This window comes from Acidithiobacillus concretivorus (assembly GCF_018853445.1).
GTDB classification, from domain to species: Bacteria; Pseudomonadota; Gammaproteobacteria; order Acidithiobacillales; family Acidithiobacillaceae; genus Acidithiobacillus; species Acidithiobacillus concretivorus.
The window spans coordinates 1-19,446 of sequence record NZ_JABELD010000065.1; the positions used below are offsets into that span (position 1 = coordinate 1).

The following is a 19,446-nucleotide window of genomic DNA, read 5'->3' on the forward strand; positions in this document are numbered from 1 at the left end:
TAAGGCTTTTGTAGAAGTCTTACTGGCGGCCAGAGACCATGGCATGGACATACTGGAGACTGCCTGCGCCATGGCCCTGGAGCAGAGAACCGTTACAGTCACGGTGATCCTCAATCTGGTACACCGTCTGGCGCATCCGCTGCCACCACCGCCTCAGCAGACTCCAGAAGCCCTGCATCTGAAAGAAGAGCCAACGGCGGATTGCAGTCGCTACGATACCTTGCGGGGGAAGCCTTATGTCCACTGAACTAGCCCTCTCTCTGAAGGATCTGCATCTGTACGGCATGGCGACCGCCTACCAGGAATGGGCCGCGCAACCCGGGCCGGTCACAGAGCCGGTTTCCTGGTTGTCCAGCCTGATTGATGCCGAAAAACAGGACCGCCATTACCGCAGTCTGCGTTATCAAAGACGTATAGCCCGGTTCCCCCTGCAGCGCAGTCTGGATGAGTTTGACTTCACGGAAAGCCCCTTGGCCGAAGAACACCTGCGCACGCTGGCCCAAGGGGGATACCTGGAGTCTGCCCATAATCTCATTCTTGTGGGTGGCACAGGGACCGGGAAAACCCATCTGGCCCTGGCGTTAGGTCATGCCGCCATCGACCAGAGCAAGCGGGTACGCTGGTATAACGTAGTCGATCTCGTCAACTCTCTGGAACAGGAGAAAACCCGTGGCCAGGGCGGCCGCCTCGTCAGAACCCTGCAGAGCCTGGACCTCGTCATCCTCGACGAATTGGGCTACTTGCCCTTCTCGGAGTCGGGCGGCGCCTTGCTCTTCCATCTGATCAGCAAACTCTACGAACAGACCGCGCTGATTATCACCACCAACCTCTCCTTCGGAGAATGGGTGAAGATCTTCGGAGACGCCAAAATGACCACGGCGCTTCTCGATCGACTGACCCACCACTGCGATATTCTGGAGACCGGAAACGATTCTTACCGGTTCAAAAAACGTCGCATCCACCCCCTCTAAAACTGGTCAAAAATAGACGCTGTTACCTGGTCATTTTTAAACGCTGTTTGACAGCCGTTGCTGATCTGCTTGTTGTGACCAAAGAGTATGCCCATTCCAAACAGGTTCCCGGGATAAAAGTAGCTGGGGGCGTGCGCACAGGAGAACAGATGGACGCCTACATTGCTCAAATTGAAGCCGTGATGGGGACAACTTTTATTACCCCCCGCACGTTGCGCTTTGGAGCCAGCAGCTTACTGGATGATTTGCTGAGTCGGGAGGCTGCGCTATGACGGGAATTATTGTGGATACGAAGGCTATCCAGTATCACATCGGCTTATCCACACAGATGTTGTGTGAAGCAAAGTATGCATTTTTGCCGGGTGATCCTGATCGGGTGAATCCTATTGCCGCATTTCTGGATGAAGCCCGTGAACTGACCCAGCATCGGGAGTATCGATCGGCCTTAGGTTATGTAGATGATATCCCCGTTTTGGTGATGTCCACTGGGATCGGCGCACCCTCTACCGGAATCGCGATTGAGGAACTAGCCCGACTGGGGGTGACACACTTTATACGATTGGGAACGACTGGTGCCATTCAGCCCCATGTGCATTTAGGGGATTTGATTATTAGTGAGGGATCGGTGCGATTAGAGGGAACTTCAGGACATTACGCGCCCATAGAGTATCCCGCAGTGCCATCTCTTGCGCTGACCCAAAAATTGGTAGAAGCCACAAAACTCCAGAATTTCTCTTATCAGACTGGAATAGGCTGTTCGTCAGACAGCTTTTGGCCAGGGCAGGAGCGTTATGATTCTTTCTCCGGTTATGTGCCCAAGCATCTACAAGGCAGCCTGGAAGAATGGCAGCGATTGGGTGTGCTGAATTTTGAGATGGAAAGTTCAGCGCTGTTTATCATTGCTCGCACTTTTGGGCTTCACGCTGCCTCCCTATGTGGCGTGATTGCCCTGCGCACCCAGAGTGAAGCGGTGCAGCCGAATGTGTATGCCCAGGTTAAGGAACGTCTCGCCATTGTGGCGCGAGATGCTGTGCGGCTACACCACAAAGCCCATGGTACGCCACTATGATCAATGTTCCTCCGGGCATTTTCAGGGAGTACGACATTCGTGGCGTGGTTGATTGTGATCTGACTCCCGATTTGGTGGAAGAGCTGGGGAAGGCGATTGGCAGTGAACTCCTGAGTCGCGGAGGACAAAACATTGTCGTGGGAAGAGATGGGCGCTTATCGGGGTTGGCTTTTCATCAAGCTCTGTGTAGTGGATTGTGCAAGGTTGGATGCGACGTCCTTGATGTCGGCATGGTTCCCACGCCAGTGCTCTCTTTCGCCGTGCAACACTTGGGTGCAGACGGTGGCGTAATGGTGACGGGTAGTCATAATCCGCCCCAGTACAATGGGTTCAAGATCGTCATGATGGGTCAAACGTTGTATGGAGAACATATCCAGCGTCTTTATCAACGCCTGCAAGCACGTGAATATATGCAACCAGAAAAGAAGGGCGTCGGCATTGCTCATTCCATCGCGGACGCATATCAGCACTTTGTTGTGGAAGATATTTGTCTGCAGAAACCCTTACGCATTGGTATGGATTGCGGTAACGGAGTTACAGGAATAGTGGCCCCCGAGCTTTTTAGGAAGCTGAACTGTACGGTTTTCGGACTGTATCTGGACGTAGATGGGCGCTTCCCCAATCATCCTGCTGACCCGACTAATGAGGACAATTTAAGGGATTTAGTGGCGCTGGTCCGCGCTGAAAAGCTGGATATAGGTCTAGCATTTGATGGTGATGGCGACCGCATGGTCGTGGTTAGTGCCAAAGGTAAGGTGATCCTTGCAGATCGGCTTTTGATGCTTTTTGTAAAACATATTTTACCGGATTATCAAGACGCGGCAGTCGTGTACGACGTGAAATCGTCAGCGCTGCTACCCGATGTGATTCGCGCAGCTGGTGGAAAACCAGTTATGTGGAAAACCGGTTATTCATTGATCAAGACAAAAATGGAAGAGCTGGATGCGCCAGTAGGGGCCGAACTGGCTGGTCATTTCTTTTTTAGAGACCGCTGGCCTGGTTTTGATGATGGGATGTATGCCGCCGCGCGACTACTGGAAATTTTGTCGAGCATCGACGGGGATGAAAATTCACGCAATAACCTATTGGATGATCTACCTGAATGGCCATGCACGCCGGAACAGCGGCTGGAAATGGAAGAAGGGAAACCCCAGCGGATTATGGAAGCACTTTTGCGTGATGCGCCAATTTTGTTCCCGGATGCAAATTTGTTGACGCTGGATGGCCTGCGTATTGAGTTTCCAGATGGTTGGGCATTGGTGCGCTGCTCAAACACCCAGCCAGCACTAGTCCTGCGCTTTGAGGCGAAGCATACAGAAGCCCTGCAACGCATATCCCGGTTAATAGAGTCGGCAATTTTGTAGCGCTTACTTTGTCGGCGGCATGAAACGTAGTCAGGACTCTCTAATAGACTCTTCACCGAGGGTAGTTGTTTATGAATCAGAAAAATGCGGTTATTACAGGGGCTTCATCGGGTATTGGTGCAGAGACCATACGTGCTTTGGTTGAGGTAGGTTTTCGTGTCTTCATTGGGGCCAGGCGCATGGATCGCCTGAATAAACTGGCCGATAAATATGGTGCGACGGCACTCCATCTTGATGTTACACAGAAAAACTCTGTGCAACATTTCGTAGATGAGTTGCCAAACAAGGTTCATGTGCTGGTCAACAACGCTGGAGGTGCGTTGGGTTTGGAGCCGTTAGTGTACATGAATGAGAGCGACTGGTTGACTATGTACCAGTCCAATGTTCTGGGGCTTGTCAGGATGAGTCAGGCGTTATATCCCCGCCTTTTGGCGGATAGTCGTCAAGTTGCGCATGTAGTCAACATTGGTAGTGTCGCAGGTTTTGAAACTTATGTTGGCGGGGCTGGGTATACCGCCTGCAAACATGCCGTGCGAGCTATCAGCGAAACGATGCGGTTGGAATGGCTGGGTAAACCCATTCGAATAACCGAAATTGATCCAGGTTTTGTGGAGACAGAGTTCAGTTTGACCCGTTTTGGTGGCGATACTGTGCGAGCGAATAGCGTTTATGACGGCATGAAACCGCTGGAAGCCGCTGATATAGCAGATGCCATTGCCTGGGTGGTCACGCGCCCCGCTCATGTCAACATTGATAATATGGTTATTCGGCCACTGGATCAGGCACGTATTGATAAAATTTCCCGTAAATGAGTGCGAGCTGTGTTGCAGAATGTTGGCAAAAATTTAACCCCGGGAAAGGCTGTCTGACACCCCTGCAATCAGAGAAAGCTTGCACAACGAGAGTGCAATTCTGATGCAAACGCTTTTTTTTGGTGCGGAATGCTTAATATTCTTAATCTTAAGAAATGAGGAATGAAGGTGGACCTTAATTTTCAGTAGATTGTGTTTGTGATAACATATTGTTTTTAATGAAAAATACGAGAAATTCTTAGAATCTTAAATTATGGCATGATATTTGCTTATTAATTTTTTGTGCTAATAATGATGCTTTATATATGCCATAACGAAAGCTAAGTGAATGTAGGGGATAACCTTTAAATAACTCGAAACCGCGCGGTTAACGGCCTTTTTCACTGTTATACATAGACGTCTTTGGGTATGGACGATCCTGACTGAGCGGGAACGTCGATTGTGGCCAGTTAAGCGCTACAGCAAGTTTCCCATATATGACCTAACTGCATGAAAAGTTCTCAAGGAGGATTAATAAAATGGTTTCTTCTCGTCTCATGAAAACACACAGTTTCTGCATATTACCGCCATCGATTTCATGAGTGTTGCAATTTACGATATGCAACGTTACATAAATAACACTTTATTACTAGCCAAGTATCTCGGATACTTTCTGAAAACAGAAGATCAATAATCAGTAGCGATGGTCAGGGCTTAATCTGGGCACCGCAGTGATCTGCTTGATAAGTTAGTGAGAGGTATATTAAAAGTAAGAATAATGTTATAGAAGATTACACAATTATGAATATTATCTTTAAAATAAGGCATTACTTCGGCGCATCTATAGGTATTTATGAGGCGTTCAGTGACAAGAAGTGATTGTACATAGATGGATTTTAAGCGGTTTTATGCTTTAGATTTAATGAGTTATATAACAGAGGGAGAATGTACTAATGAAAACTAAATGTAATGTTGATATGGACATATGGGATGGAAATGGAGTGCTTCGGCGACCATTAATGAGGACTAAATTATTGTCCACAGCAGTTATAGCAGCATTAAGTGTGTTTGCAAGTCTTGCTCATGCTGATGATAGTGCGGTAGTGGCACCTACCCAAAGCACTCCAGCAGTCACCGATATTGGAGCAGTAAAAAAAGTCGCTCCACCTGAAAAAGCGGTTACTTCAGTGAGTAAGAAAACTGTCAAACATGCGTCACCAGCGCAAAACTTTCAATCTGTGCTCAAGCATGTTCCTGGCATGAATGTCATATCGCAAGGACCTGGGAACCTTTCGGCAACAGATAATGAATTTACCTATCAAGGCTTCACCAGTAGCCAGATGGCATCAAATTTTGATGGAGTCCCAATTATTAACACATTTCGCGGTGGGGCTGGTGGCAATGGGGATGATCACGCCTACACGCCTTTAACCATGGGACAGATTTCTACGGTTAAAGTGTTCAGTGGAGCGAATCAGCCATCCCAAAACGGGATTAACTCATTAGGTGGTACTATTTCGTATGAGCCTGCGATGCCAACCTCTAAGTTTTATGTTGACTTGAATGCATCTGGGGGAAAATATGGTTACAGGGGCGGAAATTATACGACCGGTTTCTCTGTAAATAGTGGAGCACTTCCAGGTACGGGTACGGAAATGCTCTTTAAATATTCGTATACACATGCCCCTAGCTTCATGAATAATGTATATGCTGATATCAATTCATACTATGCAGCTATTGTGCAACCCTATAATAACGGATTATCTCAAATCAAGCTGGTTGCTGTTTATAACGTGGAACAGGCGCGGCAGCCATCTTTGGTGCCATTGGCGCTTTTGGCCGGCAATCGGGCCTATCAGGCTCCTCTAAACGTGGCTTATAGTGCTACGAATACTCATGCCCTAAATGTCATTTTATCTTGGAAAAGTTTGCTTAATCAATATATGATGGCAAAAACAAAAGTGTTTATTCAGCAGCAGGCTGCAAATCGCACTTCTTTTACAAGTTCCGAATACTATGATCCTAACTATTACGGCTATGCCATATATCAGGGCTATCCAGTAGGAACGAATCTTGAACCTTATGCAGCGCCACCGTCAACAAATAACAGTTATGACCCAGTTGCGGAATTCGGATCCGCTGTAAATGGAACGCAATATCATAATTATATTGACGATATTCAGAGCGTGGGTTTTATTCCTTCGTTAACTTTTTTTGCCCCACATAACACCGTAGAATTAGGAGCTATGGTCGATTATAGTCAAGATCATAGTGCCGAGTACTGGTATGGAAGTAGTCCAGTCCCCAATATTGATGGTTACAATAATGCGTGGAATGAACATGATACACGTAATTATAATTATGTGTATTTACAGGATAATATAGATCTTATGAATGGTAAGTTACATATTTATCCAGGGGTAAAGTATAATGTCGTATCAACTGGCTGTGATGATGTGGCTGGTTACTATTACAATTATGGTGGGCATGTAAATAACACTTATTATTTCTGGGAGCCATCATTAGGTTTCTCGTATACCCCGATTCATGACGTTAACCTATATTTCAGTGTGGGTAAAACAAATAAGGTGCCAAACATTAGCGCCTATTACTCTGCTATAGGTGTGGCACCTACACCTGCAGCAATTAGCGTTCAACCAGAGGGTGATATAAGTTACGACGCTGGAATAAGATATAAGAGCAGCCTGCTCTCCACAAATCTTTCGGTCTTCAGGAGGAATTTTAGCAATATTTTCAGTGAATATTACGATTCGGCAACTGGTCAGACATTTGAGTATAACAATGGCGCGGCCTTATACCAGGGGGTTACCTTAGGTTTGGATGTACCGATTAAAGATGACGTATCTTTATTCGGTACCTATAACTATACGAGTGCCAAATACACAACCCTTTCGGTCGGAACGAATGGAACGTCGTATCCCGGAGAATACCGGCCCTATGTTCCGACTTATACCGCTACTGCTGGAGTTCGCTATGAGCATGGTGGCTTGTATGCGGCGCTGACGGGACATTTTGTTGGTCGCCAATATATGGCAACTAACAAGGGGCAAACAATAGGTCTGACCTTGCCTTCGTATGATACTCTAGACTTTAATGTGTCTTATGATATGCCAATCAATTCGGCTTATATTAAATCTCTGAGGCTCAGTCTCTACGCAGATAATATTCTCAATAATAATTATCTGGTATACGCCGAGCAAATGAGTAAGCCATTTTCATATTTACAGGGCCAGTCAGGTGCTCCAGTTTTTGTAGGTAGTAATATCAGTCTCCGCTTTCAGTGAGTTTTGTTTTATAGCGTAAGATTCAACCGCAGGCACTTGACGTTATATTATTTTCATCTTGTGCCTGTTATTATTTCACTAATGGAGTATGATGATTATGAGCAATATAAAATTATATTTTTATATGATTATATTATCTGGTATGTTTATTTTTTCGTCTTGCTCCACTGCTGATACAGAGTTACTAGCTCTCAAGGATTCTGTTTTGGGCACCTCTCGGTCATTTGTTGGTATCATTCTGCCATCAAGCCCAAATACCTATGCTCAGATTACTGCCAAAATGAACAACCAAAGAAACTATAAAGAAGGTTTTTTTAAGTTCACCACAGGAGATATTTATGGGATATCTGTGGTCCTGTCGTCCCCTCCTCCAGTTGGTAGTTTTAGTCTCACAGCTATAGACACTTATCTTATGGAAAAGACCTTTGATCCTGTTTTTGTCATTGATCCAGGGACTGCCGGATCGCATTTGCCGGACTTATCCATGGGTGATGTGGTGATTGGTGCTAGAGTTGTTAATTTTAGTAATTATATGACCAAAAGCGATGGAAAAATTGTTCCTGGTCAGTTTAGCTCATTGGTATCTGATGATGAAGGTTATAAGCAAGGTAATCCCAACCCCGAATATATTTATGCAGACCCAGAATTAGTGAAGTTGGCTGCTGTTGCAGCTACAAAAGTTGCTCGGTTTACGCCCGCTAACATTTTATCCGCACCGGTAGGACGTAGGCCGTGGGTACTTGCTTATGGGACTCAAGGGTCGGGTGATGCATGGTTGCGTAACGTTAAACAAATAAAAAAGAGTACCAAAATCTTCCATGAAGCCGATGAGGCCGGAAATTATCCTATTGCCTTGGTTTCAACAATGAACAAGATTCCTTTTATTGAGATTCATACTATTTCTGATGCAGCCATGAACGTGCCTACGGTAATTAATCAGTATTTTCACCAATGTTCTGAGTATGCACAGAAAAGATCTAACTTGATTGCGTTAAAAATGATTAAAATTATATCTTCTGATAAGGATGAAAGAGTCTCTTATAATTTCACGGGTGGATTTGCTGACCCTTGGCCTAATAGAAAATTTGTTAAAGCCATGAAGCCACCAGCCTATGTATCTGATTGGACGAAAAAATATGGGGTTGCTCGTTAAAATATAAGTCCATGGCTATTTTATTAAACAATCTAATATTGTTTACGATTTGTTATTAATGACTTTTTCAATAACGGATTTATTTTACAATCACTGATATATGGACTTCTGAGTTTTTTAGGACATTATTTTTCCAAAGTCTGCAATATCAACATTGATTGCATACTATGATATAAGGCAAATACGAGGTTAGTTTATGATTCGAAATATGAATTGGCATGTCCTTAGTGCCACCTTAGCATTGACTTCTGTTTTGCTACCGCAGAGCGCCTTGGCTTATGTACAGGCCCCGTCCAATACCCGCAACATAAACGACCCGATTCATATTGTCGCGGACAACAAAGACTGGGTGACTCATGTCCTCCCTACTGGACGTATTGTCAGCCCCGTGGGTACCGTCAACGGTGCTCCTAACTTTGTAACCCAAGCGGTTCCGTTCGGGCAACAGATCGCCGTTTTGGCCAATGGCGCAACTTATGCCCAGACCATTACCTGGTATGATCAGCGTTCTCTGCAACGGCTGGCAGAAATGGCGGCTTACAAACAGGGTGTCCGGTCTCTGCCTGAGCCGACGGATGCAAAAGACCTGCATGGAAATGTCATCGGCCATCAAAGCTTTTTTCAGGGATTGGCGGTGGGTCCACAGCAGACGCTTTACGCCGCTGGGGGGGATAGTGGAGACGTCGCTGCACTCCGCCTGGTTCATGGCAAGCCGCAATTACTCCGCCGTTATCCGCTTGTTTGGCAGGCATTCCCTAAATCGCAGTATCCTTATGAATACCAAGGGCACTACATTGATCACTCTAGGCTGTTTTACCCAGATGCCATTGCTGTAGGTCCTAAAGGCCAGCATCTTTATGTGACGGGTATGCTGGCCAATAGCTTGGCGCGCATCAACATTCAAAGTGGCAAAACCCGTTATCTTAATGTGGGTCCCTATCCGTTTGCAGACACTTTTGCGGATGATGGAAAGCGACTGGTGGTTAGCCTGTGGGGTGGTAATGCCGTAGCGGTAGTGGATCTCGAAAAGATGCGGCTTCTTGGAGATATTCGGGTTGGACCGCCGACTGGACCCCAAAACACGGCGGCAGGTGTGCATCCTACGGCATTGGCAGCAGTACCTCATTCACCAGATGTATTTGTTGCCCTCGCCAATATTGATCGAATAGCCGAAGTAAATACAGTAGATTTGCGCGTTAAAGGATTTTTGGACGATAGCCCCTATCCGGATGCGCCACCGGGAACTTATCCGGATGGCCTGACCATAGTCGGCACGCGCCTTTTTGTCGCCAATGCAGGAAATAACGATGTCGCGGTTTTTGACGATCAGACGGGCAGGGCCTTGGGTTTGATTCCCACCGCCTGGTATCCGACGGCCATTACGCATACTGCATCGGATTTGTATGTGGTCTCCGCCAAAGGGTTCGGCTCTGGTCCCAACGTCGAGCATCAATGGGTAGGTGACATGATGGATGGCGCGGTGCAAAAAATTAAACTGTCTGATTTGAATGAAAAACTACCAGCGTGGACAGAACAGAGCCTGAAAAACGATGGTTTTACGGCAGAACAACAAAAGAGCAGGGAGGCTTCGGACGCCAAAACGACACGTTTTCTGCACAAACATATTCGCTACGTGGTTTTTATTCTCAGAGAAAATAAAACGTTTGACGAAGATTTGGGCGATTATAAACCAGCGGGGGCTTGGGCTGACCCGCAGCTCGATCTGTACGGTCCCAAAGAGTTACCTAATCTCTATAATCTGGCGAAGCATTACACCCTCTTTGTAAATTTTATGGCGGATGGCGAAGTCACCGCACAGGGGCATCAATGGACCACGGCAGCCTCCGATTCGGATTTTGTCCAGCGTACCTGGCCGGAATACTATTCGGGGCGAGGTCTGGTAGCTAATCCCGGCTGGACCCAATCTTTAGTCCCGGGTGGGGCAACGGGCACAGGAGGCATGCCGCTGGGTGTGGATAACCCCTATGCCATATACGAGAATCTTTCCGTGTTAGGGAAGTGGTCCAATCCCTGGATCAGCTATCCGCAGCGCTTGTTTCTCTTCAACGATCTTCTGAATCATCACGTATCTTTTGAGGATTTTGGAGAATTTGTGTCTCGATCGGAAGCTGGAAACATTTCTACGACTATGAAAAAGCATTTGGCAACGGGCTTTCCCGGTTGGGATCGCATGTTTCTCGACACCTACCGGGAAAAAATGGCAGTAAATTGGCTGAAAGCCCATCCAGGCGCCCAATTCCCGCATTTTATCTACATCTGGCTGCCAGATGATCATACGGCCGGACGTGAACCTTGTTACTATACGCCCAACTATTATGTGGCCAACAATGATTTCGCCACAGCCAAATTCATCCATTATCTGTCCACCACCCCCCAATGGAAACATATGCTAGTGTTTCTCACAGAAGATGATGCGCAGTCGGGCGCGGATCACATCAACGCGCATCGGACATTTGCTCTCGCCATGGGGCCTTGGGTAAAACGCGGTTATTTCCAAACCAATTTGTATTCGCAGGTGAATATTTTGAAAACCACGGAAGCCGTATTTGGGTTGCCGCCCATGTCTCAGTGGGATCAAAATGCGAGTGTTTTTTCGGGGATCTGGACTCGGCATCCAGATTTTAAGCCTACTCCCAAGGTTATTCCCATGCAGGTACCCTTAGCCTTCAATGCGGGTAAATGCTCGCACTATACTCTGCTCCGCCGGGAAGCGGGTGCTGCGGGCCATTATTTGCACCCGGATTCCAAGTGGTACGCTTGGTATAAGGCGCATCAAAGTGCCGATGGAGCGGGTCTGCCTCCGCCCAGTGCCCGTAACACGTATACGCCCACCACCTTGCTCAAGGTCCCCGGTCCTGAACAAATGAAGCAGGAATGGATTGCGGCAAAAGGCGTTAAGACGTGGCACAAGGAAATGCATTATTTAAAAGCCTATGCCGATAAACAGCACGCACCTCTTGCCGCTTATCAAGCCGGCGAGAAAGAATGAAGCCCCGCTTTATGGGGGGATGCCGCAAATCGCCTCGCCACAATCCCGGGTGAACGAAGCGATTGAAAGGAGATCGAAATGTGGGTAATTGTTTCCACTCGATTCTCTTTGGCTTTTTACGCTCAGTTGTTTGCACGGATCATTCTGGACAAGGTGTTTGGGTTCATCATAAGGTAACTGAACAGCTTATCTTGTCATTATTTCGGGATGTTTAGAGGTACGAGCGCAGGGGGTGCTGCAAATCAAACTCAGGAAATTCTCTGGAACTTGCAGTCTAGTCACCACTGGTATGACCTGATCTTCTCCACTCCTCAGCACCATTGGCGCATGGCAGGGCATGTTGAAAATGGGGACGAGAGCTTCAGCGATCCGGCTAATATTGCTCCAGTTTTGATTTGATGCGGGTATACTGTCCGCGCACTAGATTTAATTGTGATGAACGCTATAAGCAACTGTGAGCAATAAGTTAAGAGGATATTGAGATGCCCTGCATTTTATGAATAAGCAATCTTCTGCGCCCCAACGCCTGGGGAAATCTGATCGGACCATGCACCTTCTCTCAGCCACTTCTGGTGGAGCAGACATTGTCGCCTTTCTCAAATTCCACATGGTCTTTACCTCGGCTATGACGGGTAATCTGGCTCTGTTTGGTATTGCCGTAGGCCAGGGACACCTGCTCTCAGCTACTCATTCTCTGGCCGCACTTCTGGGTTTCATAGTGGGCATTGCGCTCGGGAGCGTGTGGAAAGAACATCTCTATGGATTACGTATACTTCTCTGCATAGAGACCTTTTTTTTGGGGATTTATGCTTTAGTCTGGATGCTTGTCGGTTTTCCTGATGTTGGTGTATGGCTCTATGTCCTGATTATGGCTTCTGCGCTCAGTATGGGGCTGCAAAGTGTGGCTGCGAGACTGATTAATGTTGCAGGCGTTCCTTCTGTCGTGTTCACGAATACCCTGACCAGCATTGTCATTACTTTTGTCGAAAATCTTCGCAAGAAACGTCCGCTTCCCTTTGCCTGGCGTCAACAGCTAGCTGCGCTATTCGCGTATCTAGTTGGTGCAATTTTGTTTGCTTTTTTTCTTTTCCAGATTCCTGCTCTCGCAATGGTTTTGCCGGTGTTTCTAGTTGGGATTGCGTTGTTAAGCCACTGGAAGAGTACGCGGGCGTTCTCTGATTAGAGATTGTGTCGATATGGTGCCCCGAGCGCGAATCGAACGCGCGACCTACCGCTTAGGAGGCGGTTGCTCTATCCACTGAGCTACCGAGGCATGGGGCTAGTCTAGCAAAAGCAGGATACCAGCGGCGAGTCCCTTGTTTGTTCGCATATCCTGAGCTGCTCAGGTCAAGGCCAAAAAGTAGGTGGCATAACACAGACCATTTACCACAAAATGATACGGACGCAGGACGACTCCACGAATGACCAGCAAGTAGGTATAAGTGCCAGCCAACAAAGTCAGTCCCGCTCCCAGCAGGACGGGGAAGGAGGGCGACCAGGGGGTGAGTAATACGCCAATGGCAGGTAGGAGACTACCCTGAAAAACCAGCGCACCGGTGATGTTGCCAAAGGCCAGGGTATCTTTGCCACGCCGAATCCAGAGGATGCTGTTGATTTTTTCCGGGAGCTCAGTGGCAATGGGAACCACCAGCAGCGACAGGATCAGCGCCGAGATGCCCAGCCAGTGGGATAACCCTTCAATACCATCCACAAATAAACTGGCACCAAACACGATCATACCCAAGCCGATCGCCAACTGCAGCAGAATCACCGGCATTTGCACGGGTAAACCTGTTTTGCTGAGGTATAAGGCATGACCAGCTTCTGTGCCATGACCCTCGGCAACCAGGGCCGCTGAAGCGCGTAGGGTGACCAGCACATACAAAAAATACAGGGTAATCAGAATCAGGGCGATGCCGACCCGTACCAGGGTAATATGGTGAGGTACAAACAAGGCGACGCAGGAGAGGCCAAAAGCGGCCAGAAACCATCCCAGATCACGACGTAATCCGCTGGGTTCTGGCTGCAGGGCACCCTGCCAACCCCGCTGCGGAGACACAAAAACGGCCATCAGGAATAAGGTCAGGGTAGATAACATCATGGGCGCGCCCAGAATGGCACCGACACCGACTTCTTCACCAAGATGGGCGGGTTTTCCCGACGCGGCAGCAAATACCGCGACGATGGGGACCATAGCCTCCGGCAGTGCCGTACCGACAGCGGCAAATATCGAACCGGTGACCCCTTCGGATATGCCGAGGCGGTCACCCAGATGTTCGAGGGCATTGGTAAACGCCTCGGCCCCGGCGAGGATGATGATCAGGGCAGCAATCAGCAGGAGTATATTCATGGACGGATTATGCCACAGTGGTCTGCATCCACAACGACCAAAAACGCTCGCAAGATGAGTTTCAGCGTGGATTATGTTTATACTGCAAGCATCATCTGGGATGACCGAGGCAGGAGCAGATTATGCAAAAGTTGTGCAGTTTCTTCGACCGAGATATTTACCACGTAGAAGGTGGGGGCGCACAGCCAGCAGTATATTTTATTGCCGATAAAGATGCCGGAGGCATTCTTGTCAACGCGCCGGTATATACCGAGGCATTGAAGGCAGCACTGGAAGCTTTGGCACCGCTGCAGATATTGTTTTTGCCCAGCCATTTTGGGGCGCAGGATGTGTTGCTCTGGAAGCAGGCCGGTTGCAAGCTGGTGGCGCAGCCCGCCGAGGCCCAATTTTTGAACGCGCCCATTGATATTGCCCTGGATAGCAAGTTGCGCCTGACGCGCACCATTGATTTCCTGCCAATGTCTGGCCGCACCCCCGGCAGTTGTGCTTTACGCCTGAAAAACAAGCCGGGTGCTATCTTTTTTGGCCCTATCCTCGAATGTGCCAGCCCGGACCAATGGCCGACCTTGCTGGCCCATGCTGATGATCATTCCTGGGAAACCCGCATTTTTGGCAGCCTCGGCCTTCAGGATGTGCATTTTGAATATGCGTTCACAGATACCTTTGTGGCAGACAGGACGCCCGTTGGTCCTGGGGCAGATCTGGCGATTCAAACAGAACTGCAGGCGGCACTCGACGCCGACTGATTTTGCCGAACCGCAGTTATCGACAAGAAAACACTGCAAGTTCGGGATAATTGGCGTATAGTTCGGACCCTGAATTCTCTTCCGGGTGTGTCCATGTCTCAACAATCTGATCTCCGTTTTAGTGACTTTGCTCTCGCCGAACCTTTGCAGAAAGCGGTGGCGGAGATCGGCTATGAACAGCCTTCCCCGATTCAGGAGCAAAGTATTCCGCCGCTGCTGGAAGGCCGTGATGTCATTGGCCTCGCCCAGACAGGTACGGGTAAGACCGCGGCTTTTGCCTTGCCACTGCTCAGCCGCGTTGATATTAGCCTGCGCATTCCGCAATTACTCGTTCTGGCTCCCACGCGCGAATTGGCCATTCAGGTTGCCGAGGCCATGCAAAGCTACGCCAAATTTCTGCCGGGTTTTCATGTGTTGCCAATTTACGGCGGACAATCCATGGGCTTGCAACTGAAGCAACTGCAGCGGGGCGTGCATGTAGTGGTAGGAACTCCGGGGCGCATTCAGGATCATTTGCGCCGCAAAACCTTGCGCCTTGACCAATTGCAGGCGGTAGTTCTGGATGAGGCCGACGAAATGCTGCGCATGGGCTTCATTGATGCAGTAGAAGACATCCTGCAGCACACGCCGGAGGGTCGGCAGGTGGCTTTGTTCTCTGCGACCATGCCCGATGCCATTCGCCGGATTGCGAAAACCTATCTCAAGCAACCTCTTGAAATCAAAATCAAGTCGGCGACGACCACCGTGGCCACTATTCGTCAGCGTTACTGGCAAGTGAGCGGTACCCACAAGCTGGATGCGCTGACCCGGATTCTGGAAGTCGAAGACAGCAATGCCTGGATTGTATTTGTCCGTACCAAAACGGCGACCGTAGAACTCGCCGAGCGTCTGGAAGCACGAGGTTATGCCTGCGGTGCCCTGAATGGTGACTTGAGCCAGGCCTTGCGTGAACAAACCATCGAACGCTTGAAATCCGGTGCCCTGGATATTGTGATTGCTACGGATGTCGCGGCGCGGGGCCTGGATGTGGAACGCATCACCCACGTCATTAATTATGATATTCCCAATGATACCGAGGCCTATGTGCATCGGATTGGGCGTACCGGACGCGCCGGACGCACCGGTGATGCCATTCTCTTTGTGGCACCACGCGAGCGTCATTTATTGCGGGCTATTGAAAAGGCTACCGGCCAGACGATAACGGCCATGCATCTGCCGAGCATCGAAGATGTAGCTGACCGCCGCATGATCCAGTTCAAGGACCAATTGTCGGAAGTCATCAACGCTCAGGATTTGTCGGTTTTTGAATCGCTCATTGCCGATTATCAGCAGGAGCATGACGTGGGCCTCAGTGAAATTGCGGCAGCCCTGGCCTACATGGTGCAAAAAGAACGGCCACTGGTGCCGGTTGAAGAACCCACCCGGCCCATGCGTACGGAGTCCTCAGGATCAGGGCGGCCAAGCTCTTCACGGCGGCGCGGCGATGACGAAAGGCCAGTGCGCAGTGATCGCGGTGCCAACCGTACACCCCGTAAACCTCTTGCTGATGACCAGCCGATGCGGCGCTTTCGTCTCGATGTCGGCGAAGATCATGGTGCTCAGATCAAGAATATTGTCGGCGCTATTGCCAATGAAGCAGGGATTCCCAGTCGCAATATCCGCAAGGTGGAAATCCACGGCGAGTACACTACGGTAGAGTTACCGGCAGATATTCCTGCGGCCGCCTTGCAGCATTTGCAGAAAGTCTGGGTGGCGGGACGGCCGTTACAAATTGCCCCGCAAGAAGCTGGAGGCGATAAATCGGGAGCACCCCGTCGGTCTTCAGCACTCCGTGCGCGTGCCGGGGGAGACGCAAAACCATCCAGAAAGATTTTGTCGGCAACGACCAAGCCATCGAAAGGTGAGGCTAAACCGCGTAGTAGCACGGCTGGCAAGCGCAAAAAGCCAACGAGAGAGAGTTAGAAAATATAAAAACCGGATGCGCGAAACATCCGGTTTTAACGCTGAGCCCTAATTAAGCCCGGCGGACCTTTTCGGCCTGCAGACCTTTGGGTCCACGAGTGACTTCAAAGTTGACCCTTTCACCTTCAGCCAGGGTTTTGAAACCCGTACCTTCAATGGCGGAATGGTGCACAAACACATCTTCCTTACCATCTTCAGGTGTAATGAAGCCAAATCCCTTACTATCATTGAACCACTTTACTGTACCAACCGCCATTTCACACCCCAAAATAATCAAAAATAGCCCAACCGGCTATTTTCAAGAATAGCATATACCTGCCTATGCGCAAGTTGCTATGCTGATCAGTCTGTTAGCGTATATTCAGCTTTTGGAAATGCCGTGTTTTTCCATCAGTCGGTATAAAGACACTCGCGAAATGCCCAGCTGGCGGGCAGCCATACTGACGCTGCCGCGACTTTGTGCCAGTGCCCCACGAATACTGCTGGCTTCGGCACTATCACGGGCTTCATTCAGGGTAACCTGCATGCGTGAATTGGTGCGCCGCTCCAGACCTAAATCAACCGGTGAAATCAGGAACTTTTCACACATGACCATGGCTCGACGGACGCGATTGATGAGTTCCCGGATATTGCCCGGCCAGTCATAATGATTCATGGCATGAAGCGCTTCTTCACTGAATCCTTTGACTCGATGCGCTTTTTCATCCGAAAAGCGCGTAAATATATATTGCGCCAACAACGGAATGTCACCCACACGATCACGCAAGGGTGGCATTTTTATCTGCAATACATTCAAGCGGTAGTAAAGGTCCTGTCGGAAACGTCCGTCCTTGATGGCTGCTTCCAGGTTGATATGGGTGGCAGCCAGCACCCGGACATTGACTTCTACATCCTGACGACCACCAACCCGGTGAATGGTTTTTTCCTGTAAAAACCGCAACAGATTGGTTTGCAGGTCCATCGGCAAGTCGCCAATTTCGTCCAGAAAAAGGGTTCCGTCAGTGGCGGACTCAATGCGTCCGATTTTGCGTTCATGGGCACCGGTAAAAGAACCTTTTTCATGCCCGAATAATTCTGATTGAATCAGGTTGGCAGGGAGAGCCCCACAATTGACGGCTATAAAGGGGCCTTCTTTACGAGTGGACCTTTCATGAATAGCTTGAGCCGTCAGTTCTTTACCCGTCCCGCTTTCCCCCGTGATGAGAACGGGCGCTTCTACACCAGCGACTTTGCGAATTTCCTGATAGATTTTCTGCATTTGATCACTGGCACCAACCATCTGGCTTTCGGGATGATGGTGAAGATCCCACTGCCCGCCCTGAAAGGTATCGGCCGTCATTTCTGCCATACCAAATGCGTGTCCCAAGGTAATGGACAGACGCAGGGCATCTAAAGGCAAGGTGTGATAATCATAAAATGCGCTACCAATCAGCTGACGGAAAGCCGGTTGGTCAGCGGCATTGGGGGGATTAAGGCAATCCATTTTAACTGGGTGGACTGGGCGAGCATCAGTTCGACGCGATGTGCATGATCCACAAACTCTTTCTGGCTGAAGCCGACTACGCCAACCAGCGCGCCGCTTTTGCTGGCGTATTGGGGAGACTCCGCTAAAGAGGGTGCAAAAATGATATCCCAGCCTTCTTCTTTCAATATTCCGGTAGAGTCAGCAATGATCTCTTTTTCACCAACATACAACACACTGCGTTCTATCGACGGATCGGAGAGTTTGAGCTTGGCATTTTTGGGCATGTGTACTCCTTCGAATTTGTTACGAGTGTCGCATAAATTTCACGCATACCCAATATATAGTAGTTTTTACCAATCACGCCGGAATCAAAGCATGAATTGCGGGTCGACATCGACAAACCAGCGCACCCTACGGGCTTCTGGCAGCTGCTGACAGCAGGGTAGCCAGGTTTTAAGGGCCTTCTGCATGATCTGGCGCGTGGGAGCTTCTATCCACAATTCAGCGCGCTCAAAACCGGCCCGTCTTTCCAGCAGTGCAGGCTGTGGTCCGCTGATTGCCAGCGAATCGGGAGCGCAGGCTTTTGCCGCTTCCAGGAAGGCCTGAATGGCTGCCCGTTGATGGGCTTCGGCACGCATAAGGGTCAGGGCTGTGCAGGGAGGAAGGCTGGCTTGCAGGCGTTCTTCCAGGAGTAACTGGGCGGCTTGCTGATAGTCTCCCTCACTGAGTTTCTGGATCAGGGGATGATGGGGTAGGTGGGTTTGCAGAAGGACTCGTCCGGGTCGGTCTTCGCGACCTGCTCGCCCCGCCACTTGCAACACCATCTGCAGCAGGCGCTCGGGAGCCCGAAAATCGGCACTGAATAGGCCTTGATCAGTGTTGACGATGCCGACCAGGGTGACGGCTGGAAAATGATGGCCTTTGGCGAGCATTTGCGTGCCGACCAGGATGGCGGGTTGATTTTGATGAATCTGTTCCAGTACGGCGGAAAAAGCCTCCCGTCCGGGTAATGCATCCCGATCAATACGCCAGACCGGCGTTGCGGGAAAGCGTTGGCGCAGGACTTCTTCCAGTTGCTCGGTTCCCTGTCCGGCAGTGATCAGCGCAGTGCTGTGACATTCCGGACAGTCTTTAGGCCAAAGGGAATCGTAACCACAGTGATGACAACGCAGGCGGTCTTGGTGACGATGCCAGGTAAGTGCAGCGCTGCAACGTGGGCAGTGCAGAACATGGCCACAATCATGGCAGAGTACGGCCGGT

At 49.4% G+C, this 19,446-nt stretch carries 16 protein-coding genes, 1 tRNA gene and 1 pseudogene; 12 read left to right on the plus strand and 6 right to left on the minus strand.

Annotated elements, in window-relative coordinates; all coding sequences use genetic code 11:
• The 10 genes and pseudogenes from HJG40_RS09160 to HJG40_RS09200 form a co-directional block, all read left to right on the plus strand.
• A pseudogene (locus HJG40_RS09160) lies at nucleotides 1-247 on the plus strand (IS21 family transposase); the annotation flags it as partial.
• Nucleotides 237-971, plus strand: coding sequence for an IS21-like element helper ATPase IstB (gene istB / locus HJG40_RS09165; protein ID WP_215863905.1), 735 nt, complete (start codon nucleotides 237-239; stop codon nucleotides 969-971). The pseudogene HJG40_RS09160 and the gene istB, both read left to right, overlap by 11 nt.
• A 149-nt stretch (nucleotides 972-1,120) precedes the next feature.
• Nucleotides 1,121-1,243, plus strand: coding sequence for a hypothetical protein (locus HJG40_RS15230; protein ID WP_264317529.1), 123 nt, complete (start codon nucleotides 1,121-1,123; stop codon nucleotides 1,241-1,243).
• Complete coding sequence (udp, locus tag HJG40_RS09170) at nucleotides 1,240-2,040, plus strand: uridine phosphorylase (protein WP_215863906.1); 801 nt, start codon at nucleotides 1,240-1,242, stop codon at nucleotides 2,038-2,040. Before HJG40_RS15230 ends, udp begins: the two co-directional genes overlap by 4 nt.
• Complete coding sequence (locus HJG40_RS09175; RefSeq protein ID WP_215863907.1) at nucleotides 2,037-3,404, plus strand: phosphomannomutase/phosphoglucomutase; 1,368 nt, start codon at nucleotides 2,037-2,039, stop codon at nucleotides 3,402-3,404. Before udp ends, HJG40_RS09175 begins: the two co-directional genes overlap by 4 nt.
• A gap of 71 nt (nucleotides 3,405-3,475) precedes the next feature.
• The gene (locus tag HJG40_RS09180; RefSeq protein ID WP_215863908.1) at nucleotides 3,476-4,216 is read left to right on the plus strand and encodes an SDR family NAD(P)-dependent oxidoreductase; all 741 of its coding nucleotides are present in this window, start codon (nucleotides 3,476-3,478) and stop codon (nucleotides 4,214-4,216) included.
• A 932-nt stretch (nucleotides 4,217-5,148) separates the two neighbouring features.
• Entirely contained in the window at nucleotides 5,149-7,500 is a 2,352-nt protein-coding gene (locus HJG40_RS09185) for a TonB-dependent receptor (protein ID WP_215863909.1), read from the plus strand.
• Nucleotides 7,501-7,597: 97 nt separating this feature from the next.
• The gene (locus HJG40_RS09190; RefSeq protein ID WP_215863910.1) at nucleotides 7,598-8,653 is read left to right on the plus strand and encodes a phosphorylase family protein; all 1,056 of its coding nucleotides are present in this window, start codon (nucleotides 7,598-7,600) and stop codon (nucleotides 8,651-8,653) included.
• 208 nt (nucleotides 8,654-8,861) lie between these two features.
• Nucleotides 8,862-11,663 carry a bifunctional YncE family protein/alkaline phosphatase family protein gene (locus tag HJG40_RS09195; protein WP_215863911.1) on the plus strand — a complete coding sequence of 934 codons (2,802 nt, stop codon included), beginning with the start codon at nucleotides 8,862-8,864 and terminating at the stop codon, nucleotides 11,661-11,663.
• 496 nt (nucleotides 11,664-12,159) lie between these two features.
• Nucleotides 12,160-12,846 carry a YoaK family protein gene (locus HJG40_RS09200; protein WP_215863912.1) on the plus strand — a complete coding sequence of 229 codons (687 nt, stop codon included), beginning with the start codon at nucleotides 12,160-12,162 and terminating at the stop codon, nucleotides 12,844-12,846.
• A gap of 14 nt (nucleotides 12,847-12,860) precedes the next feature.
• Here the strand turns inward: HJG40_RS09200 and HJG40_RS09205 are convergent.
• Nucleotides 12,861-12,936 (minus strand) — tRNA-Arg (locus HJG40_RS09205).
• A 69-nt stretch (nucleotides 12,937-13,005) separates the two neighbouring features.
• The gene (locus tag HJG40_RS09210; protein ID WP_215863913.1) at nucleotides 13,006-14,013 is read right to left on the minus strand and encodes a sodium:calcium antiporter; all 1,008 of its coding nucleotides are present in this window, start codon (nucleotides 14,011-14,013) and stop codon (nucleotides 13,006-13,008) included.
• A 122-nt stretch (nucleotides 14,014-14,135) separates the two neighbouring features.
• Between HJG40_RS09210 and HJG40_RS09215 the strand changes: the two genes are divergently transcribed.
• Together HJG40_RS09215 and HJG40_RS09220 are read left to right on the plus strand one after the other, a co-directional pair.
• On the plus strand, nucleotides 14,136-14,759 hold the full coding sequence (locus HJG40_RS09215; protein WP_215863914.1) for a hypothetical protein: 624 nt from the start codon (nucleotides 14,136-14,138) through the stop codon (nucleotides 14,757-14,759).
• Nucleotides 14,760-14,852: 93 nt separating this feature from the next.
• Nucleotides 14,853-16,721, plus strand: coding sequence for a DEAD/DEAH box helicase (locus HJG40_RS09220; RefSeq protein WP_215863915.1), 1,869 nt, complete (start codon nucleotides 14,853-14,855; stop codon nucleotides 16,719-16,721).
• A 52-nt stretch (nucleotides 16,722-16,773) separates the two neighbouring features.
• Here HJG40_RS09220 and HJG40_RS09225 read toward each other — a convergent pair whose 3' ends face one another.
• From HJG40_RS09225 to priA, 4 genes are all read right to left on the minus strand, one after another.
• Complete coding sequence (locus tag HJG40_RS09225; protein WP_009564993.1) at nucleotides 16,774-16,977, minus strand: cold-shock protein; 204 nt, start codon at nucleotides 16,975-16,977, stop codon at nucleotides 16,774-16,776.
• A 105-nt stretch (nucleotides 16,978-17,082) separates the two neighbouring features.
• Nucleotides 17,083-18,120 (minus strand): sigma-54 interaction domain-containing protein, encoded by a 1,038-nt coding sequence (locus HJG40_RS09230; RefSeq protein ID WP_226857349.1) that lies wholly within the window; start codon nucleotides 18,118-18,120, stop codon nucleotides 17,083-17,085.
• Between the two features lie 29 nt (nucleotides 18,121-18,149).
• Nucleotides 18,150-18,470: a VpsR-related response regulator gene (locus HJG40_RS15110; RefSeq protein ID WP_226857350.1), complete on the minus strand. Its 321-nt coding sequence runs from the start codon at nucleotides 18,468-18,470 to the stop codon at nucleotides 18,150-18,152.
• An 84-nt stretch (nucleotides 18,471-18,554) separates the two neighbouring features.
• Nucleotides 18,555-19,446, minus strand: an 892-nt coding sequence (gene priA / locus HJG40_RS09235; RefSeq protein WP_215863916.1) for a replication restart helicase PriA, incomplete at its 5' end; no start/stop codon positions are given.